The 19,598-nt window shown below is 28.6% G+C and carries 14 protein-coding genes; 7 read left to right on the forward strand and 7 right to left on the reverse strand.

Annotated elements, in window-relative coordinates; all coding sequences use genetic code 11:
- Positions 1-29 precede the first annotated feature (29 nt).
- The 3 genes from BG_RS03665 to BG_RS03675 are packed head-to-tail and all read right to left on the reverse strand — an operon-like array spanning position 30 to position 4,839.
- Positions 30-1,622, reverse strand: coding sequence for a glucose-6-phosphate isomerase (locus BG_RS03665; RefSeq protein WP_011194026.1), 1,593 nt, complete (start codon positions 1,620-1,622; stop codon positions 30-32).
- Positions 1,623-1,644: 22 nt separating this feature from the next.
- A complete protein-coding gene (locus BG_RS03670; RefSeq protein WP_011194027.1) occupies positions 1,645-2,046 on the reverse strand; it encodes a ParB N-terminal domain-containing protein in 402 nt (133 codons plus the stop codon).
- A 6-nt stretch (positions 2,047-2,052) separates the two neighbouring features.
- Positions 2,053-4,839 carry a penicillin-binding protein 1A gene (locus BG_RS03675; RefSeq protein ID WP_011194028.1) on the reverse strand — a complete coding sequence of 929 codons (2,787 nt, stop codon included), beginning with the start codon at positions 4,837-4,839 and terminating at the stop codon, positions 2,053-2,055.
- Positions 4,840-5,135: 296 nt separating this feature from the next.
- Between BG_RS03675 and plzA the strand changes: the two genes are divergently transcribed.
- Complete coding sequence (gene plzA, locus BG_RS03680; RefSeq protein ID WP_011194029.1) at positions 5,136-5,921, forward strand: c-di-GMP-binding receptor PlzA; 786 nt, start codon at positions 5,136-5,138, stop codon at positions 5,919-5,921.
- 206 nt (positions 5,922-6,127) lie between these two features.
- On the opposite strand, the gene BG_RS03685 is transcribed toward plzA, so the two are convergent.
- Positions 6,128-7,141: an L-threonylcarbamoyladenylate synthase gene (locus BG_RS03685; RefSeq protein ID WP_011194030.1), complete on the reverse strand. Its 1,014-nt coding sequence runs from the start codon at positions 7,139-7,141 to the stop codon at positions 6,128-6,130.
- A 109-nt stretch (positions 7,142-7,250) separates the two neighbouring features.
- Between BG_RS03685 and BG_RS03690 the strand changes: the two genes are divergently transcribed.
- From BG_RS03690 to valS, 3 genes are all read left to right on the forward strand, one after another.
- Entirely contained in the window at positions 7,251-8,039 is a 789-nt protein-coding gene (locus BG_RS03690) for a septal ring lytic transglycosylase RlpA family protein (RefSeq protein ID WP_011194031.1), read from the forward strand.
- A gap of 192 nt (positions 8,040-8,231) precedes the next feature.
- The gene (locus BG_RS03695) at positions 8,232-9,221 is read left to right on the forward strand and encodes a tRNA dihydrouridine synthase (protein WP_011194032.1); all 990 of its coding nucleotides are present in this window, start codon (positions 8,232-8,234) and stop codon (positions 9,219-9,221) included.
- A 4-nt stretch (positions 9,222-9,225) separates the two neighbouring features.
- Positions 9,226-11,853, forward strand: a complete 2,628-nt coding sequence (gene valS / locus BG_RS03700) for a valine--tRNA ligase (protein WP_011194033.1) — start codon at positions 9,226-9,228, stop codon at positions 11,851-11,853.
- Positions 11,854-11,946: 93 nt separating this feature from the next.
- On the opposite strand, the gene BG_RS03705 is transcribed toward valS, so the two are convergent.
- From BG_RS03705 to groES, 3 genes are all read right to left on the reverse strand, one after another.
- Complete coding sequence (locus BG_RS03705; RefSeq protein WP_011194034.1) at positions 11,947-12,543, reverse strand: hypothetical protein; 597 nt, start codon at positions 12,541-12,543, stop codon at positions 11,947-11,949.
- A 77-nt stretch (positions 12,544-12,620) separates the two neighbouring features.
- On the reverse strand, positions 12,621-13,298 hold the full coding sequence (mnmC2, locus tag BG_RS03710; RefSeq protein WP_011194035.1) for a tRNA (5-methylaminomethyl-2-thiouridine)(34)-methyltransferase MnmC2: 678 nt from the start codon (positions 13,296-13,298) through the stop codon (positions 12,621-12,623).
- Positions 13,299-13,616: 318 nt separating this feature from the next.
- The gene (gene groES, locus BG_RS03715; RefSeq protein WP_004789371.1) at positions 13,617-13,889 is read right to left on the reverse strand and encodes a co-chaperone GroES; all 273 of its coding nucleotides are present in this window, start codon (positions 13,887-13,889) and stop codon (positions 13,617-13,619) included.
- Between the two features lie 143 nt (positions 13,890-14,032).
- Between groES and BG_RS03720 the strand changes: the two genes are divergently transcribed.
- The 3 genes from BG_RS03720 (at position 14,033) to BG_RS03730 (ending at position 19,566) form a co-directional block, all read left to right on the forward strand.
- Positions 14,033-15,664: an ABC-F family ATP-binding cassette domain-containing protein gene (locus BG_RS03720; protein WP_011194036.1), complete on the forward strand. Its 1,632-nt coding sequence runs from the start codon at positions 14,033-14,035 to the stop codon at positions 15,662-15,664.
- Between the two features lie 35 nt (positions 15,665-15,699).
- The gene (locus tag BG_RS03725; RefSeq protein ID WP_044007925.1) at positions 15,700-17,379 is read left to right on the forward strand and encodes a PQQ-binding-like beta-propeller repeat protein; all 1,680 of its coding nucleotides are present in this window, start codon (positions 15,700-15,702) and stop codon (positions 17,377-17,379) included.
- Between the two features lie 105 nt (positions 17,380-17,484).
- On the forward strand, positions 17,485-19,566 hold the full coding sequence (locus BG_RS03730) for a P83/100 family protein (RefSeq protein WP_011194038.1): 2,082 nt from the start codon (positions 17,485-17,487) through the stop codon (positions 19,564-19,566).
- The last annotated feature ends 32 nt before the right edge of the window (positions 19,567-19,598 follow it).

The raw sequence follows: 19,598 nt of genomic DNA on the forward strand, positions 1-19,598 counted from the left end.
TAAACTTAAGTTTATATATTCAAAATTAATTAATCTTGTTTTAATATTTTTTTAGAATAAGACTCTATTACTTCATCTTCAAAGGCATTATTTTTTAAAATTTGATTTGCAAGAATTTTCCCTAACTGAACCCCTTCTTGGTCAAATGAGTTTATATTTAATAAAAATCCCTCAAACATTACTTTATTCTCATAATGGGAGAGTATTGCCCCTATTGCATAAGGTGTTAATTCTTTTGAATATATTAGTGCAGAAGGTCTCTCACCTTTGAAGTTTTTATTTTTATTACTATTTTCTTTGCCTTTTGAAAATGCTATTATTTGGGCTATTAAATTTGCTTTTAATTTGTCATTACTTGAGCTATTATCAGATATTACATCTTCTTTAAGTTGTGTTGCATTAAAACCTATAAAATCCATTGGGACTATATCTGTTCCTTGATGAAGCATTTGAAAGAATGAGTGTTGAACATCCGTTCCAACACCTCCCCAAATTATTCTTACAGTTTTATAGTTGATTGTTTCGTTAAATCTGTTTACACTTTTCCCATTGCTTTCCATTTCAAGCTGTTGTAAGTGAAGATAAAAATTTTCCATTGCCTTAGAATAAGCAATGATGCAGTTGCTACTGTAGTTGAGAACATTTCTTTCATATATACTAATTAGTGCTGCTAATAGAGGTGCATTGTCTTTTACTTTTTTATTTAATGATTTTTTATCAGTCTTATTGGCTCCTTTTATAATTTCTTTTACAATTTTTTCTGTGAAGCAAAGAGTAAGTAGTGCAAGTCCAACTGCTGATGTTGGAGAAAATCTTCCACCTATTGAATCATGCATGAAAAAATATTCAAGGCATCCTGTTTCCTCTAGTGCTAACATGCTATTCTTTAATGTTATAATGGTCATTTGTTTTTTATATTCTTTTATGCCATTTGATTTTAATTTGTTTATTAAGAATTGCATATTAGCTGTGGTTTCTAATGTATTTCCACTTTTTGAGACAATAATAAAAAGCGTTTCATCAAGATTAATGCTATTTAATACTTCTTCTGATTCGTCTGGATCAATGTTTGAAATAAAATAGCCATTCATTAAGGCTAGATTGTGTTTTTTTGCATAATTTTTTATTGAGCTATAAAGAGCTTTTGGTCCTAGACTGGATCCGCCAATTCCTATTTGAACTACATTTTTAAACTTTTTACCATTTACACTTTTAATATTTCCAGAATGTACTTGCTTTGCAAAATTATATATTTTTTCAAGTTCTGATTGGAAAAACTCTCTCATATTTTCTTTATTGTCTTCTATTACGTCCTTACCAATTTGCCCTCTTGTAAGGTGATGTAGGACTTTTCTGTTTTCACTAATATTGATTTTTTCCCCATTAAGTACTTCTTTATATTTTTCTATTAAATTTGCTTCATCGCTTAAATTTTGAAAAATTTTAAGGTGATTTTCATTAATTTGCTTTGAAGCATAATTATAATGTACACTATCTCCTTCTATTGTAATGTCGTACTCTTTTATCCTTTTCCCAGTCAATGCAGTTTTTAGCACCTCTGGAGCAATTCCTTCAAGGATTTTAAAATTTTCAAGTTCATTAAGATTTTTGTAATTTATCATAAACATACCCCTTTGTTATGGCTTAAATTTTTCTATTTTTTCTTTTCCACATGTTTTTAATTTTCAAGATAATAAATTTAATAAATCTTATTATTACATTACTTTCAGAATAAATCTTCAAATAAGCTTCACCTTCGTTTGCTTCACTTTTTGTAAATGATTTTCTAACATTATTCTCATCAATTTCAATTTCAAGTAAAGTTTTTTTGTTTTCAATTGAGATTACCTTTACTTCAGCTTCTTTATAGCCGATTTCTTTTAAGGCTTGGTATCTTCTAAATCCTGCAATCAAATTCTTATTTTTATCGATTATTATTGGATAAATTAATCCATGTTTTATAATGCTGTTTTTAAGGGTTTCAATGTCACCTACATTTTTTCTAATTCTTTTTTTTATTTTTATTTGATCGATATCTATTAACATACTGCTTTAATCCAATTGGATATCTTCTCCGTTGACGTCTTTATTGTTAATTTTTTCATTTTCATTGTTATTTGAATTTAATTCTTTTATGTTTTGTACTTCTGTGTTTGTTTCATTAACAATGACTTCGTCTTTAATTTCTTTTGTATTTTTAATAAACATTTCTTCGTTATTGTTGTCGTTATTTATTAAATCTTGTTGTGGGTTTTTATTTTCTATTTCATTTAAGGGTTCTTTAATATTTATTTCTATTCCATCTTCATTTTTATTTTCATCATTGTTAATGCTCTCAAGATCATTGTTATTATTTTTGTTTTCAAAATCATTGTTATTATTGTTTAGGCTTTCAAGGTTATTATCAAGATATTCAAATTCAGGAGTGTCAAAATTTATTTCATCGTTATTATTAATCTCATCAATTCCATATATGTTAAATTCTATTGTATTTTTAAATTCTAGTTTATTTTTATAGTATTTTGATTTTTCAATTGGTTGGGTGCCGGAAATAAATAGTTCATTTATTATTTTTTCGTCAGCAATCTCTTCTGGTAATAGCCCTGTTTCTGCTTGCACCGGGATACTAATTATTCCTGCAGGTTTTACAAAAACTTTTTTAGGCAAGTTTTTGTGATATTCTGCCATGAATTCCCCCCAACTAGGTCCTACCAATCCTGTTCCTGTTCCGGATATTCCCAGTGAATATCCTTTTTTATCAAATCCAACCCAAAATGCTGTTGTTATATAAGGAGAATATCCTATTGCCCATCCGTCTGCCCAATTTTGCGTTGTTCCCGATTTTCCAGCAATGTCAGATTTAAAATTTTTGAGATTTGTATATCTTTGATTTGCTAAGGTTCCATATTGAATTGTTGATTTCATCATATCTGTTATGATATAAGCAGCTTGAGGAGACACTATTTGAGTTTGATATTCTTGGCTTTTTATTTTAGCCAATATCTTTGCTTCTTCATTTGCTATTATTCTTCCAGTTCTGTCTTCAATGTATCTTATTCCATAAGGTTCGATTTCGTTACCACTATTCCCCAAAATTGCAAAGGCTCTTGCCATTTGTATTGGAGAAACCGATATTACACCAAGTGCTAGCGGATAAACTTTTGGAAACGTTTTTTCTATTTCTTTTGGATCTGTTATTCCTAGTAGTTTTGAGGAGTAGCTAATTGCAGAGTCAAAACCCAACTTGTCCAATATTCTTAATGCTGGAATATTTAAAGACAAAGCCAATGCCTGGCGTGTTAAAACGTTGCCTCTCCATTTGCCACCATAATTTCCTGGAGCATAAACCTCTCCTTTTTTATCTAGAAATGCTACCGGAGAGTCTGAAAACATTGTGGCAGCTGTTATTTTTTTCAGATCAATTGCGGCTGCAAAATATAATGCTTTAAATGCACTTCCAGGCTGGACTTTTGCTTGTGTGGCGCGATTAAATTCATTGTCTTTAGCATGTCCGCTACCCCCAACCATGGCTTTTATTGCTCCGCTTGCTGTGTCTATTGCTATCATTGCTCCTTCGGGCTGTGCAATGAGTTTTGGTGTTAACTTATTTTTGATAATGTATTCTTTTGTTGCCTTATCTATTTTATCAATTCCAAGTATAGCTCCAAAGCTTGCAATTAGATCAATATTGTCTTCGTAAAATTTTCTTTTTCTAAGTTTTTTATATTGCCGTCCATTTATTCTTAAATTTTTAATTCCTAATAAATCTGATATTGCATCTACTACGGGGACAATTTCTGAATTAATAATCATTGTTTCAGATGATCTATTTAAATTATGCATTGTTCTTGCTTTATTAATCATATCGTTTGTAACTTTATCTGCATATTTTTGTGCTTCAAGGTCAAGAGTTGAGTATATTGAGTATCCATCTTTATATATGTTTGCACCATCTGGTAAATATTTTAGTATTTTTTGCCTTATGTATTCAGAGAAATAAGGAGCTTGGTCTTTTTTGTTTGAAATTGCGGATGTATCAGCCATTCTAGTCCAATCATAATTTCGCCAATATTCATTAAATTCTTTTTCAGCAATTTCGGCTTTTACTATTCCATTTGATACAACTTGGTTTAAAACCGCGCGTTGAATTTTTTTTGAAAATTCTGGATTGTAAAGAGGTGAATAAAGTTTTGCATTTGGGAGTTGGATTATCATCATCACAGATTCTGCTGTATTTATTTTATTTACGCTTTTACCAAAAAAGAATTTTGATGCGGCAACTATTCCATAGTTGCCGTTTCCAAAATAAACCTTATTAAGGTACTTTTCTAGTATTTCGTATTTTGAGAGTTTTTTTTCAAGTTGGATTGCCCACCATATTTCATGTAATTTCCTTAAGATAGATCTTCTTGCTTGATTTGTATATAGGAGCTTTGCAAGCTGTTGGGTTAATGTGCTGCCGCCTGAAAAATATCTGCCAAGAACAATATTAAATGCGGCTCTAAATATTCCTATTAAGGAAAAACCTCGATGAGAAAAAAAGCCAATATCTTTTTCGATAAGAAGTGTATTAATTAGATTGTCAGGCATTTTTCTCAATGGCATTAATTCTCTATTCTCATCAGATATAAATTGAGTTATTTGTTTTCCATTAATATCTAAAAGCCTTGAAGGAATTGCTGGGTTTACATATCCAAAGTTTTTATCTTTTTGTATGTTTATAGTCTTAGATATTGCCAATGAGAGTGCAATAATAGAAAAGCTAACTGTGAAATATGTTAAATAAATAAGTAGCTTATGCTTATTTATTTTTTTCAAACTAAGACTATTTAATTTCATACTTTTTACTAAAGTATACTATAAGTGCATAAGAATTAATAATGTTATAAGTTGATTGTTATAGTGTAAAATTATTGTTATAATTTTACACTATGTATACAGTATTTTAAAGTTTTTTAAATTAAACGGATGCTGTAAGGGTGGGGTGATGGTATGTCTTTGATTTTAAGAGCAGATTTATTGATTATTGATTAAGCTTGTTTATAACTTGATTGTTTGAAAGCTGTTTTAAATAGCTTTCAATTTTGTTTAGTATTTTTATTTTTATATTCAAAAAAAGGAGAAAGGAGAGGTTTATGCTTTTATCTAGAAAAATAAGAGATTATGGAGCTAAGTATAGGGGCAAAGAAATTAAAATGAGTACAGAGATAAATAGTTTTTTAAATCTTCGCAATACTATTGAGATGAGAATAGGCGCTTATTCTGTGCTTGGAGTAATTTATTCTATTTCTATGGATTCTCTTAAGCTTATTTTTCAAGAAGATACAGTATTGCCTGCTTTGGCTAAAAATAAAAATTTAGGCTCTCTTCAACTTAAGAAGAATTCAGATCCTAATAATAACGTGGCTTTTTCCCCCTTTTTGTCTGTTAAACTTTTAAGTGCTTCTGCCTATTCTTCTCAAAATAAAGAATACAACTTATTAACATTGGAATTTTTATCTCCTATGCCAGAAGAGATTGCTATTAAAGTTGGGAAACTTCTTGATTTAAAACTTGGGCAAAATCAGAGAATTCACGAGAGGATTATTGTTGATAAAGATTCTATTAGAAAACTAAAAATTGATTCTGATAAAGCTTTTATCAAGTTTAATGGATCAAAACATAAATGCTTAATAAAAGATTTATCTTATGGGGGTGCTTTAGTAATTTCTTCTTTTGATTATGGAGATTTCAAAGAAGATTCAATTGATTTGATTTTTAGTTTTGAATTCATGGATAAAGAGATTTTTATTGAGGGTAAATCAAAAAGTTTAAGTGTTATTCAGACGCCTAATGGAAAGGTTTTTGCGCTTGGCATTGCTTTTGATGAAGACAAAATACCACTTGAGTATACTATGTTAATCCATGATTATTTTAATTAATCAAAAGATTAAAATAATTCTTATGTGAAAATTTGCTCGTAATACTTAGTTTAAGTTTTTCTTTATTTTATTTTTTGGCTTTATTGGGATTAGGGTGAGGCAGCTTGTTGTACTATGGGCTTAGACGTTTACCTGTAGATTTAGTATTGTTTTACTAATGAGTAATTATATTTATGCTTTTTAGCTTTTAAAATAATAATTCAGCATTATTTTAAATTAATAAATGTATTTGAACTGGCTTTTCTGATTCTATTGTTTATTGAGTACCCAAGTTCTTCGTCTTTTACGAATTCACTAAGGATTTGTTTGTAGTTATTCTCAGACTTGATTAGCTCTTTGTAAAGATTTTGCGCATATTCTTCAAGAGTGTTAAATACTGTAATATTTTTTTTATCCCACAAAAAATTAAATAAGTAGGAGTTTAGAGTAGGTTTTGTAATAAGTATTTTTGTATCTTTGTTTAAATATCTTCTTATGTTGTCTTGACTTTTAAATAAATAGACGGGAATTTTTGGTTTATAATGTTCTATTATATTCCCTGGTGATTTTTCTAACTCTATTTTTGTTTCTGCGTAATTCACTGTATATCTTCCTTTAAGCTCTTTTTCTATCATTTTTTTTGTTATTGCACCCGGTCTTAATATTATTACGTTATCTTTTAGGTCAAATCCAATTACAGTTGATTCGATTCCGATATTAAAGTCTTTATTTTCTTCTAGTTTTATTATTCCCCTTACAAGCCCATTTAATTCTTTTAAAGCCATTTCGAAGTTTGTTGCGCTTGGTCTTTTTGATATATTTGCAGACGGTGCCGCTATGGGGACTTTAGATGCTTTAATTAGGTTTAAAGCTATTTTATTTGCAGGAATTCTTATTGCCACTGTGTCTAGATTTCCACTAACAAATCTGGATATTTTTATTGATTTCTTAAGAACATAAGTTAAAGGGCCTGGACTAAACCTTTTGATTAGCATTAGAGCACTTTTAGGAATATATTCCGTTAATTCTTTTATTTTTTTTACTGTGTCAACGTGTACTATTAAGGGGTTTTGAATAGATCTTTTTTTAACTAAAAAAATCATTTTTACGGCATCTTCATTATAAGCATTTGCACCAATTCCATAGACTGTTTCTGTTGGAAATACAACAAGCTCGCCTGTTTTGATAAATTTTGCTGCTTTTTGTATTTGGTTACTTCTAATTATTTCTGTCGATATCATTTTTTAGTCTTTTTTCTTTTTATTTATAATTAAATCAAAAAAAATGTGAATAAGCAATTTGTGAGCTTGATTGTTTATTGAAATATGTTTTTATATTATAATAAACATTATGAGAAATTTAATTGATGCCCTCGCAAAAGATAATAGAAATTTTGTTTTTCTCTTTGTGTTTTTTTTTATTGCTTCTCATTTAAATTCTGCTACAGTAGGCCTTGCTTCATGGTATGGTGAAGCTTTCCACGGCAAAATTACTGCTAATGGCGAAAAATTTGATATGATGGCTCTTACTGCTGCTCACAAAGAATTGCCTTTTAATACTGCTGTAAGGGTTACAAATCTTTTAAATAATAGATCAGTTGTTGTAAGAATTAATGATAGAGGGCCTTTTAGGAAGGATAGAATAATAGATTTATCAAAACATGCTGCTGAAAAGCTTGATTTTTTAGGGATAGGAGTTGCTCCTGTAAAAATTGAAGTAATTGAAAGTGTAAATGAAAAAAGACCTTCTGTATCAAGATCTAATGATTTTAAAAAAGCATTTAATACTCCTGAGATTAAAGAAGAAAGGAAAACCAAGCAATCAGAAGAGAATGTTTTTATTGAAAATAAATCTTCAAATTTATTAGCAGATTATTCAATTTCTGCCGACAAAGAAACAGATTTTTACATACAAGTTGGATCTTATAGAAAAAAAGATTATGCTGATAGGGCCTATCGAATATTAAAAAAAGCAGGCCTTTTTGTTGTAGTAAATTCTCATGGGCCTTTTTATACTGTTTTTATTCCTACTAATGCTGATAATATTCAAAGAAATATAGAACTGATTAAATCTGCTGGATATAAAGATACTTTAGTAAGAAAAACCAAGGTTCCAGGAGAGAGTCTTATTATGGATTAATTTTTTAAATTATTTTTTTATCAAAATTATTTATTGACTTTTTAAAGTTTTATGATTATTTTATTTGTTACCAATCCTTTTGTGGTGGTTTTTTATTCTAAAAATTATAATGTTATTTTTAAAAATTTGAATCTATTAAGCAAAGCAACTGTTTTGATTAATAGATATGTTTTATTGTTATATAGTTAATTGATGAAGTTTTTATTTGATATTCCTCTTCCAATTATGATTTTGGCTCCAATGGAAGACGTTACTGATACTGTTTTTAGAAATTTAATTCATTTAATAGGATCTAAAGAAGGAGAACCCCATATTTATTTTACTGAATTTATTTCTGTAAAGGGAATTTTAAATGAGTCAAAACAGTCTATTCAACATGTTTTTTTAAAACCCAATGAACTTAATAGGCCTTTAATTGCTCAAATTTGGGGTAATGATCCTGAGCAATTTTATAGAGCAATAGAAATATTAGGGGGCATGGGATTTTGGGGAATTGATATTAATATGGGTTGTCCTAAGAATAAAATAATTAAAAAAGGGGTTTGCTCGGCTTTAATTAATAATAAATCTTTAGCCAAAGAAATAATTCTTGCAAGCAAAGAAGCTTGTGCGAGATTTAATTTACCTCTTAGCGTTAAGACCAGGCATGGATTTTCATATCCAGAAGTTAATGATTGGCTGGGATTTTTATTGGGCTTTGGAATTGATATGTTAACGGTTTATCCAAGACTTGCTGTTAATCAGAGCGAAGGCCCTGTTAATTTTGATATTTTTTATGAACTTGTTAAATTGCGGAATAATCTTAGTCCTTCTACTCTGATTATTGGCAATGGAGATGTTTTAAGTCTTAAGGATGCTAGATATTACGTTGATAAATATTTAATTGATGGGATTATGTTTGGTCGTGGAATTTTTAAGAATTTAAATTTATTTAAATTATCTTCAAAACATTTTTTGGATAGTAATTTAAATTTTAGATTAAATATATTAAAATTCCATATAAAGGATTTTCATGCTACTTGGGGACTTGAAAAAGATTTTAATAAACTTAAAAAATATTTTAAGATATATTTTACTGAGAAGGAAAGACAGAGTAAATATTTCTCAAATCTTATAAATTCAAAAACTTACGAAGAGCTTTTTGAAAATTTAAACGTTATTGACATGGTAGGAGATTTTTAAAACAATGAATTTTAGACTTCTTGAAAAATATGATCCCAAGGCATTTGAAGATGAAATTTACAACAAATGGCTTAAAAATAATGTTTTTTTGCCAAATAATTCTTTATTTGAAAAATTTAGTATGGTTGCGCCGCCTCCTAATGTTACTGGTGTATTGCACATGGGGCATGCTCTTAATTTTGTTTTGCAAGATATTCTTGTAAGGTATAAAAGAATGAAAAAGCATAATACTTTATGGCTTTTTGGCACAGATCATGCAGGAATAGCAACGCAGACTGTTTTTGAAAGGAATCTTAAAAATATTGGCAAAAGTAAGAATGATTTTGAGAGAGAAGAGTTTGTTAAAGAAATTTTTAAATTAAAAGATAAGCATAGAGGTGTAATTGTTAATCAGATAAAAAAACTCGGCGCGTCTTATGATCACTCAAGAGAAAGGTTTACTCTTGATGAGAGTCTTTGTAAGGCTGTTAACAAGGTTTTTAAGGATTTATATTCCAAGGGGTTGATTTATAGAGGTGAGTATCTTGTTAATCTTGATCCTGGATCTGGGAGTGTTGTTAGTGACGAAGAGATTGAATATAAAGAAGTTGATGGCAAGCTTTATTTTGTTAAGTATTTTATCGATGATTCTTCTTTTATTGAGATTGCGACAACTAGGCCTGAGACGATGTTTGGGGATACTGCTATTGCTGTTAATCCCAATGATGAGAGATATAAATCTTTAGTTGGGAAAGAGGTCACAATTCCTTTGACAACTAAAAAGATAAAAATTATTGCAGATTTTCATGTTGATAGTGCTTTTGGTACTGGGGCTTTAAAAATTACTCCTGCACATGATCCTAATGATTTTGAAATTTCAAAAAGGCATAATATTCCCAAGGTCAATATTTTAACTCAAGATGGAAAACTTAATGAAAATGTTCCTTTACAATATCAAGGATTAAGCATTAAGGATGCAAGATTTAAAATAGAGATAGAATTAATGGAAAAAGGGTTTTTAAAAGGTGTTAAAAAACATAGGCAACAGGTTGGGCATTGTTATCGATCAGGGGAGGTTATTGAACCTTATTTATCTACTCAGTGGTTTGTGAGCATGAAACCTTTGGCAGAGAAAGCCTTAAAGGCTTTAGAGAGTGGCGAATTAAGATTTTACCCTAAAAAGTGGGAAAATACATATAAATACTGGTTGTCAAATATTAAAGATTGGTGTATATCAAGGCAGCTTGTTTGGGGACATAGAATACCGGCTTGGTACAATATTGATACATCAGAACTTATTATTAGTGATACTGATCCTTCTTTAGATGAAAAGAACGTGGGGAAGAGGTTTGTTCAAGATCCAGATGTTCTTGATACTTGGTTTTCTTCTTGGTTATGGCCTTTTTCTTCGCTTGGATGGCCTAATATTACTGTTGATTTTGAAAATTATTATCCAACAAAGACCTTAATTACAGCTTACGATATAATATTTTTTTGGGTTGCAAGAATGGTAATGGCGGGATTAGAATTTACAGGACAAACTCCTTTTAGAGATGTTTATATTACGCCTCTTTTGCGTGATAAACAGGGTAAAAAAATGTCAAAGTCCTTAGGTAATGGAATTGATCCTCTTGATATTATTCATGAGTATGGAAGTGATTCTTTGCGATTTACTTTATCCTTTTTGTCTGTTCAAGGCCAAGATTTAAATATTGATGCTAAGGATTTTATGCTTGGAGCCAAGTTTGCAAACAAGGTTTTTAATGCTTCCAAATTTATTCTTTTAAATTTAGAAAATAGAGAAATATTCAATAATTTGAAATTTAACGACATTGACAAATGGTTGCTTACAAGCTTAAATTCAACCATTCTTGGCGTAGAGTCTTCTTTTGCAAATTATAAATATAATGAAGCCTCAAAATTTGTTTATGAGTTTTTTTGGAATGATTTTTGTGATTGGTATATTGAAATTAGTAAAATTGATCTTAATAGTGAAAATGTTGATATTCAAAATATGGCTATTTCTAAGTTGCTATTTTTTCTTAAAAAAGCATTGTTAATTTTACACCCGTTCATTCCTTTTGTTACAGAAAAAATTTATTCTGAATTTTCAGAAAAAGGAGATATTTTAGCTTTAAATGAATATCCAAGTTTTGATATTTCTAGCAATTTTAAAGAAGAATTTGAAAGTTTTAAAGTATTTAAAACTTTCATTGTGGCCGTTAGAACACTTAAGAGTGAATTCAATATATCTTCTAGCATTGAGATTGATGTTGCTTTGAAGTTTGATTCTGACTTTAAATATGAAGGATACTTTAAGGCTAATGAGAGCATTTCAAAAAGAATGATTAATTTTAAAAATATATTTTATAATGAAAATTGTGATGGTATGCTTGGTTTAGCTGTAGTTGGTTTTGAAATTTATGCAGATGTTAAGTTATTGATAGATAAAACCAAGGAGTTAATAAGGCTTGAAAAGCAGCTTGAAAAGTATAAAATGCTTAAGATTTCTGTTTCAAAGAAACTTGAAAATGAAAATTTCTTAATGAATGCTCCTAAGGAAATTATTGAATCTGAAAAATTAAAATTTGTAGAATTTTCTTCTTTGATTAATAAGATAAATAGTTATATTATTAATTTAAAAAATCTGTAAAAAAGTTGAAAAATTATTATGTAATTGAATTTGCTATGGTTAGCTTTTCAGCAAAATGCTTGCTTTCTATTAGAAATAGCATATTTTGTGCTATTAATTGCTAAGAAATGCTTGAGGAGATAAAAAGTTTGAATCTTGTAGTTTCATGAAGCTGTTTATTATTGTTGATACATCTTCTTCTTTGATGTAAATTGATGGAAACGTTTTTCTTTGATCAAAGAGAAACTCAAAATCAAGAATTAAATAAATTTGATTACTCTTACGAGTTACGCTCAGTTTTAATTCAAAATCATCATTGTCTTTGTATCGTTTATTAGGATTTTCTTTAATCATTTTTGTGCCTAATAATACGATTTCGTTTTCTTTGATGCTTTTTGGTCTGTCATCAAATAAGCTTAGACTTTTGATTATATTGCTAGTATTTAAAAGATTAAAAAAGCTAAAATTTCTTCTATATCCATTTTCTTTTAGGATAAGCTTAACTTCTGAATCGTTATCTTTAATGTATGATCCTTTATGTTCAATTTCAATAATGCCTTCAAGGCTTGCATTATTTAGAACGTCAGAATATTTTTCTTTTTTTATTAATATATCTTGTATAAAGAACAAATCCTTGATTGTGTCTTTTGCAAAAATATAATTATTAGATATTAAAAAAATTAAGACTGTAGTAAATATTTTTCTTGTCATTAAAATTCTCCTTTCCTTGATAGTATATCATATTTGATTGGCATTGTTTTTTTAATAGCTTATTTTAAAAGTAATTTTTAATTTTTTTGGGCCCTTATCATATGTCTTTTATTTCCAAATCCTTTTTCTATGTGAATGTATTTGAAATTGGCAAGCTTTAAGCCATCTTTTACAATTCTTGCAGAAGAAAATGTTGAAAGCTTGCATCCCGGACTGCTTTTTTGAGAAATTAAATTAAATATTTCATTGTTCCACATTTCAGGATTTTTTTTAGGGCTAAATCCATCTAAAAACCAATATTCTACATTTTTTGGAATTTCTTTGATTTTTATTTTAGCGTTTCCAATTAAAATTTTTAAATTAACATTTTCTGTTATTTTTAGTTTTAAATTTTTTTTTGGAATTTTAGGATAATGTTTTAGCATTAATTTGAAATAAGCGGTTTCTTTAACGAAGAACTTTGAAATTTGCATTATTGTCTTTTTTTTGAGTGGAAATTTTTCTATAGAATAATAATTAATCTTTGAGGTTATATTGTTTTCTTTTATGAATTTTAAAAGACATATAAAGTTTAATCCTGTTCCAAATCCTAACTCTGCTATTAAAATATTTTCTTTTGTTTTTAATTCTAAATCCAGATTGCAGCCTTTAATAAATGTATAAAAACTCTCTTCAATTCCATACTTTGGATTGTAATAGATGTCATCGAATTTGCTTGAATATATGGTATTCTCTTTAAAAATTAGATTTGTCATTTAATTTCACTTTTTCAAGCTTACAGAATTTTGTAAGCTTGAAATTTTTAATTTGATTGATCAGAATAATAAGTTTTTATGATAAACTTGTAATCTTTATTAAAAGACTGCAAATTTTAATAAAAAATTTTAACTTATAAGTATTTGTAAAGTTTAGTATTTTTTTAGGAATATAAAACTTCCTACCATTCCTACTATCTCTTTAAGTTATGGTCATTTTTTTATTCATATTAAAACCATAGCCTTATTTTTTAATAATCTTTATCTTTATAAAATATTTTTTATAAAGATAAAAGCTAAGTTTAGCTACTTAGCTTTTTACTCTTCTATTATTGCAACTATTTCTTTTGCTTTTAGTATTAAATGCTCTTTATTCTCGATTTTTACAGCAGCTCCTGCATACTTTTCATAAAGTACAGTGTCGCCAACTTTTACAGTGATCTCTTCTTTGTTAGAACCGATGGCTATAACCGTCCCAATATTTGTTTTTTCTTTTGCATTTTCTGGTATGTAAAGTCCTGAGATTGTTTTACTCTCAGCTTCTTTGATTTTTATCAAAACTCTATCAGCTAAAGGCTTAATATTTTTCATTTCAAACATCTCCTTGTGTTAATAATATTAAATATACGAAAAAATTGAGAGTTGAGTCAATATATTTATATAGTGCTTGAAAATTAAATTAATTTTCAAGATAATTTTGTTATTAGAATATTAATTTTAGGCAGGGTAATGGTTTGATAACTGTAAATAATTTGGAAGTTGCATTTGGAGAGCGAGTTTTATTTAAAGATGTAAATATTAAATTTTCTTCTGGAAATTGTTATGGAATAATTGGTGCTAATGGAGCAGGAAAAAGCACTTTTTTAAAAGTGCTAGGTGGAATGATTGAATCTACTAAGGGTGAAATATTTATTCCAAAAAATCAAAGAGTAGCGGCTCTTGAGCAAGATCAATTTGCTTATGATGCATATAAGGTTATCGATACTGTTATTATGGGTCACAAAAGGCTTTATTCTATTCAAAAAGAAAAAGATGAAATTTATAATAAACTTGATTTTAGTGATGAGGATGGGATTAGAGCCGGGGAGCTTGAAGCAGAATTTTCAGAACTTGGAGGATACGAGGCTGAATCTAGTGCGGCAGTTCTTCTTAAGGGTCTTGGAATAGATGAGTCAATTCATAATAATTTAATGGGTGACATTGAAGGGTCTTTAAAGGTTCGAGTTCTTTTGGCGCAAGCGCTTTTTGGTGAACCTGATATATTGCTTCTTGATGAGCCTACCAATAATCTTGATCTACAATCTATTAAATGGTTGGAAGAGTTTTTAATTAATTTCGAAAATACAGTTATTGTTGTATCTCATGATAGACATTTTTTAAATCAAGTTTGTACCCATATTGTTGACATTGATTACGGAAAGATTCAAGTGTATCTTGGAAATTATGACTTTTGGTATGAAACAAGCCAGATTTTAAACAAGCAGCTAAAAGATGCTAAAAAGCGATCTGAAGATAAAATTGCTGAACTTAAGACATTTATTCAAAGATTTTCTAGTAATGCATCTAAGTCTAGGCAAGCAACATCAAGGAAAAAGTTGATTGAAAAAATAAAGGTTGAAGATTTGAAGCCTTCTTCAAGGAAGTTTCCTTATGTTAATTTCAAAAGCGAAAGAGAACTTGGTAAAAATGTTCTTACAATTAAAAATTTGACAAAAGAATTTGAAGGGAATTTAATTTTAAATAAATTTAGCAGTATTATTGAACCCCAACAAAAGATTGTTTTTTTGGGAAATCCCATGTCTGCAACTTTTTTGTTTGATATTATTACAAATGAAGATAAAAATTATAAAGGTCATTATGAATGGGGATCTACTGTTAATTTTTCATATTTTAATAAGGATAATGGGAAATATTTTGATTTGGATTTAAATTTAGTTAATTGGTTGCGTCAGTATTCAAAAGAACAAGATGAAACTTATATTAGAGGATTTTTAGGTCGAATGCTTTTCAGCCAAGATGAAGCTTTAAAGAAGGTAAATGTCCTCTCAGGAGGAGAAAAAGTAAGATGCATGCTTGCTAAGGCTATGCTTAGCGGAGCAAATGTTTTAATACTGGATCAGCCTACAAACCACTTAGATCTTGAAGCAATTACATCTTTAAATGCTGGGCTTAAAGAATTTAAAGGAGTTGTTCTTTTTACATCGCATGATCATCAATTTATAGATACTGTTGCCAATAGAATTATCGAGTTTACTCCCAACGGAATAATTGATCGATATATGACTTTTTCTGAGTATGTTGATGATACTAAGATTAGGGATCTGAGAAATAACCTTTATGGTGATAATGCTGGGTTTAGGCTTTAGTGGTAGTTTTTTAAAAGCTCAAAAGGTTTTTTGTTTTGAGAGGCTTACTTTTTATATTTTTGTTTTCAGCTTCTTTTTTAAGGCTTTATTCTAGCATTAATTTATATTTTCAAAAAGCATTAACTGGTAAAGTTGTAGGCAATCCAATTATTGATGAAAAACGTGATACTATTACGGTTTTAACAAAAGATAGATGGTTGATTACTTATACAATGTCATTTGAGAAGAAATATTCTTATAGATTGAATAGAATTCCATATCCTTTTCTTTTAAAAGATTTTGATAATGGTTATTATGTTATTACAGCTAAAAATGAAGTTCAAAAGATTGAAAGAGGAAAGCTTGTTTGGAAGCATAAGCTTGATTTTTCACCTTTAGGCGATCCTGCCATAGGGAATGTTAGCATTTTAATTCCCCTTATTAATGAGAGGGTTGTTTCTATTGATTTAAAGAGTGGAAAAAAGATATTTGAAGTTGACATAGGTGGCAAACCCGCTACTTCTCCTGTAGTTTTTGATAATGGTGATTTTTGCATCGCAAGCGAAAATGATGAAATATTTTTGTTTGATTTTTTGGGTAATAAGAAATGGTTTTCAAGGCTGGTTGCTTTCCCTTTTTTGTTAATGATAAATACAAAAAAAGAGGTAGTTGTTGGACATAAGTCAGGTCATATTGTTGCTTATGGGAGAGATTTTGGGGAAGTTGTTAACTCTATTAAATTAGACTTTCCTATTAATTTTTTGTTTGAAAAGTTTAATGGTGAATATGTCGCAATTTCAAGTGTTGGTATGTTTTTTAATTTAAGTAGAAACTTTAAGCTTAAATTTAAAAAAAAAATGAACTTTAAGCCTGAGAAAGCTGTTCTTTATAACAATAGAAATCTTTTAATTTCAACTAAATCAAATGGACTTTTGTCTTTTGAAGAAGATTTTGATATATCTTTCACAGATTCTAAACTTAAGGATTTGTTGGGACTTAGTGCTAATTCAGGTATTATTGTCTTAGGGGGTAGTGATTGGGTTCTTAGTACTTATTATTATGAGTACGACAAAGAGTTTGATGTTAGCGTGTGGAACCATTTTAGAGGTAATAAATACAATCAAGGTAGAATAGATTTAAAAGAGAAAGGCTCTGTAGATTATGATGAAAATTATTTACTTCTTGATGAGATTCTTAATTCTAGTTATAGTCATTCTGCTTATGATAAATTTTTAGGTATTTTAGATTTTCTTGCAACTAAAGATGGAAATTTCCCCAAAAAATATTTAAATTTATATAAAAAGGCTTTTAATGTTTGGCTTTTGCCAGAAAAGGGACTTGATAGAATTATTTCAAGGGGCAAGCTTTATAGATATTTTATATATGTTAATGATGAATTTGCAATTAAGAGCTTTATTGATTTGGCAATTAGAGAAAGAGATATTAATAATATAATTGCCATAGTGAAAACCATTACCAAATTTGAAAGTTATTATGGGCAAGATTGTATTATATATAATTACATCCAGCATATAGTGTTAAATTATCAAGGTAATTTAGAAATAGCTTATTCTGTAATTTTAAATTTGAGAAATATAATTTTAAATTCAACAGACAAGCTTCTTACGCTTTGTAAGCATAAGTATCTAAATTTATTAATGTTTATGAGGCGGCAAAATTTTTCTGAAAATATTAACAAGCACATTAATGAAATTATTTCAATCATTCAAGATTGAAATAGCTGTTTTGTATATAAATCTGATTATGTTAAAATTAAGTTTAAATTAGTGAATTTAGTTGGCAAGGTAGATTATAATTAAGTTTATAGGAGAATTTCTTTTATGAAAAAAATGTTACTAATCTTTAGTTTTTTTCTTATTTCTTTGAATGGATTTCCCCTTAATGCAAGGGAAGTTGATAAGGAAAAATTAAAGGACTTTGTTAATATGGATCTTGAGTTTGTAAACTATAAAGGTCCTTATGATTCTACAAATACATATGAACAAATAGTAGGTATTGGTGAGTTTTTAGCAAGACCATTGATTAATTTCAATAGCAACTCAAGTTATTATGGTAAATATTTTATTAATAGATTTATTGACGATCAAGATAAAAAAGCAAGCGTTGATGTTTTTTCTATTAGTAGTAAGTCACAGCTTGACAGTATATTGAATTTAAGAAGAATTCTTACAGGGTATTTGATAAAGTCTTTTGATTATGAAAGATCTAGTGCTGAATTAATTGCCAAGGTTATTACAATACATAATGCTGTTTATAGAGGTGATTTAAATTATTATAAAGAGTTTTATATTGAGTCTGCTTTAAAGTCTTTAACTAAAGAAAATGCAGGTCTTTCTAGAGTGTACAGTCAATGGGCTGGAAAGACACAAATATTTATTCCTCTTAAAAAGAATATTTTATCTGGAAAAATTGAGTCTGACATTGATATTGATAGTTTGGTTACAGATAAGGTTGTGGCAGCTCTTTTAAGCGAAAATGAAGCAGGTGTTAACTTTGCAAGGGATATTACAGATATTCAAGGAGAAACTCATAAAGCAGATCAAGATAAAATTGATATTGAATTAGATAATGTTCATGAAAGTGATTCCAATATAACAGAAACTATTGAGAATTTAAGAGATCAGCTTGAAAAGGCTACAGATGAAGAGCATAGAAAAGAGATTGAAAGTCAAGTTGATGCTAAAAAGAAACAAAAAGAAGAACTAGATAAAAAGGCAATCGATCTTGATAAAGCCCAACAAAAATTAGATTTTTCTGAAGATAATTTAGATATTCAAAGGGATACTGTTAGAGAGAAGATTCAAGAGGATATTAACGAGATTAATAAGGAAAAGAATTTACCAAAACCTGGTGATGTAAGTTCTCCTAAAGTTGATAAGCAGCTACAAATAAAAGAGAGTCTAGAAGACTTGCAGGAGCAGCTTAAAGAAACTAGCGATGAAAATCAAAAAAGAGAAATTGAAAAGCAAATTGAAATCAAAAAAAGTGATGAAGAACTTTTAAAAAGCAAAGATCCTAAAGCATTAGATCTTAATCGAGATTTAAATTCTAAAGCTTCTAGTAAAGAAAAAATTAAAGGCAAAGAAAAAGAAATAGTCAAAGAGAAATCAAAGGTAAGTTTAGGTGATTTGGATAATGACGAAACCCTTATGACGCCGGAAGATCAAAAATTATCTGAGGATAAAAAATTAGATAGTAAAAAAAATTTAAAACCTGTTTCTGAGATTGAGAGAGTAAATGAAATTTCAAAGTCTAACAACAATGAGGTTAGCAAATCATCACCATTAGATAAGCCTTCTTATAGTGATATCGATTCAAAAGAGGTTGTAGATAATAAAGATGTTAATTTGCAAGAAACCAAGCCTCAAGCTAAAAGTCAATCTACTTCTTTAAATCAAGATTTGATTACTATGTCTATAGATTCTAGTAATCCTGTATTTTTAGAGGTTATTGATCCTATTACAAATTTAGGAATGCTTCAACTTATTGATTTAAATACTGGTGTTAGACTTAAAGAAAGCACTCAGCAAGGCATTCAGCGTTATGGAATTTATGAACGTGAAAAAGATTTAGTTGTTATTAAAATGGATTCAGGAAAAGCTAAGCTTCAAATACTTAATAAACTTGAGAATTTAAAAGTGATATCAGAGTCTAATTTTGAGATTAATAAAAATTCATCTCTTTATGTTGACTCTAAAATGATTTTAGTAGCTGTGAAAGATAGTGGTAATGTTTGGAGATTGGCTAAATTTTCTCCTAAAAATTTAGATGAGTTTATTCTTTCAGAGAATAAAATTTTGCCTTTTACTAGCTTTTCTGTGAGAAAGAATTTTATTTATTTGCAAGATGAGTTTAAAAGTCTTATTACTTTAGATTTAAATACTTTAAAGAAAGTTGAATAATTTTAAGGTTTGATTAAATGTTTATAAATTAT

Source organism: Borreliella bavariensis PBi (genome assembly GCF_000196215.1).
In the GTDB taxonomy this organism is placed as follows: domain Bacteria; phylum Spirochaetota; class Spirochaetia; order Borreliales; family Borreliaceae; genus Borreliella; species Borreliella garinii.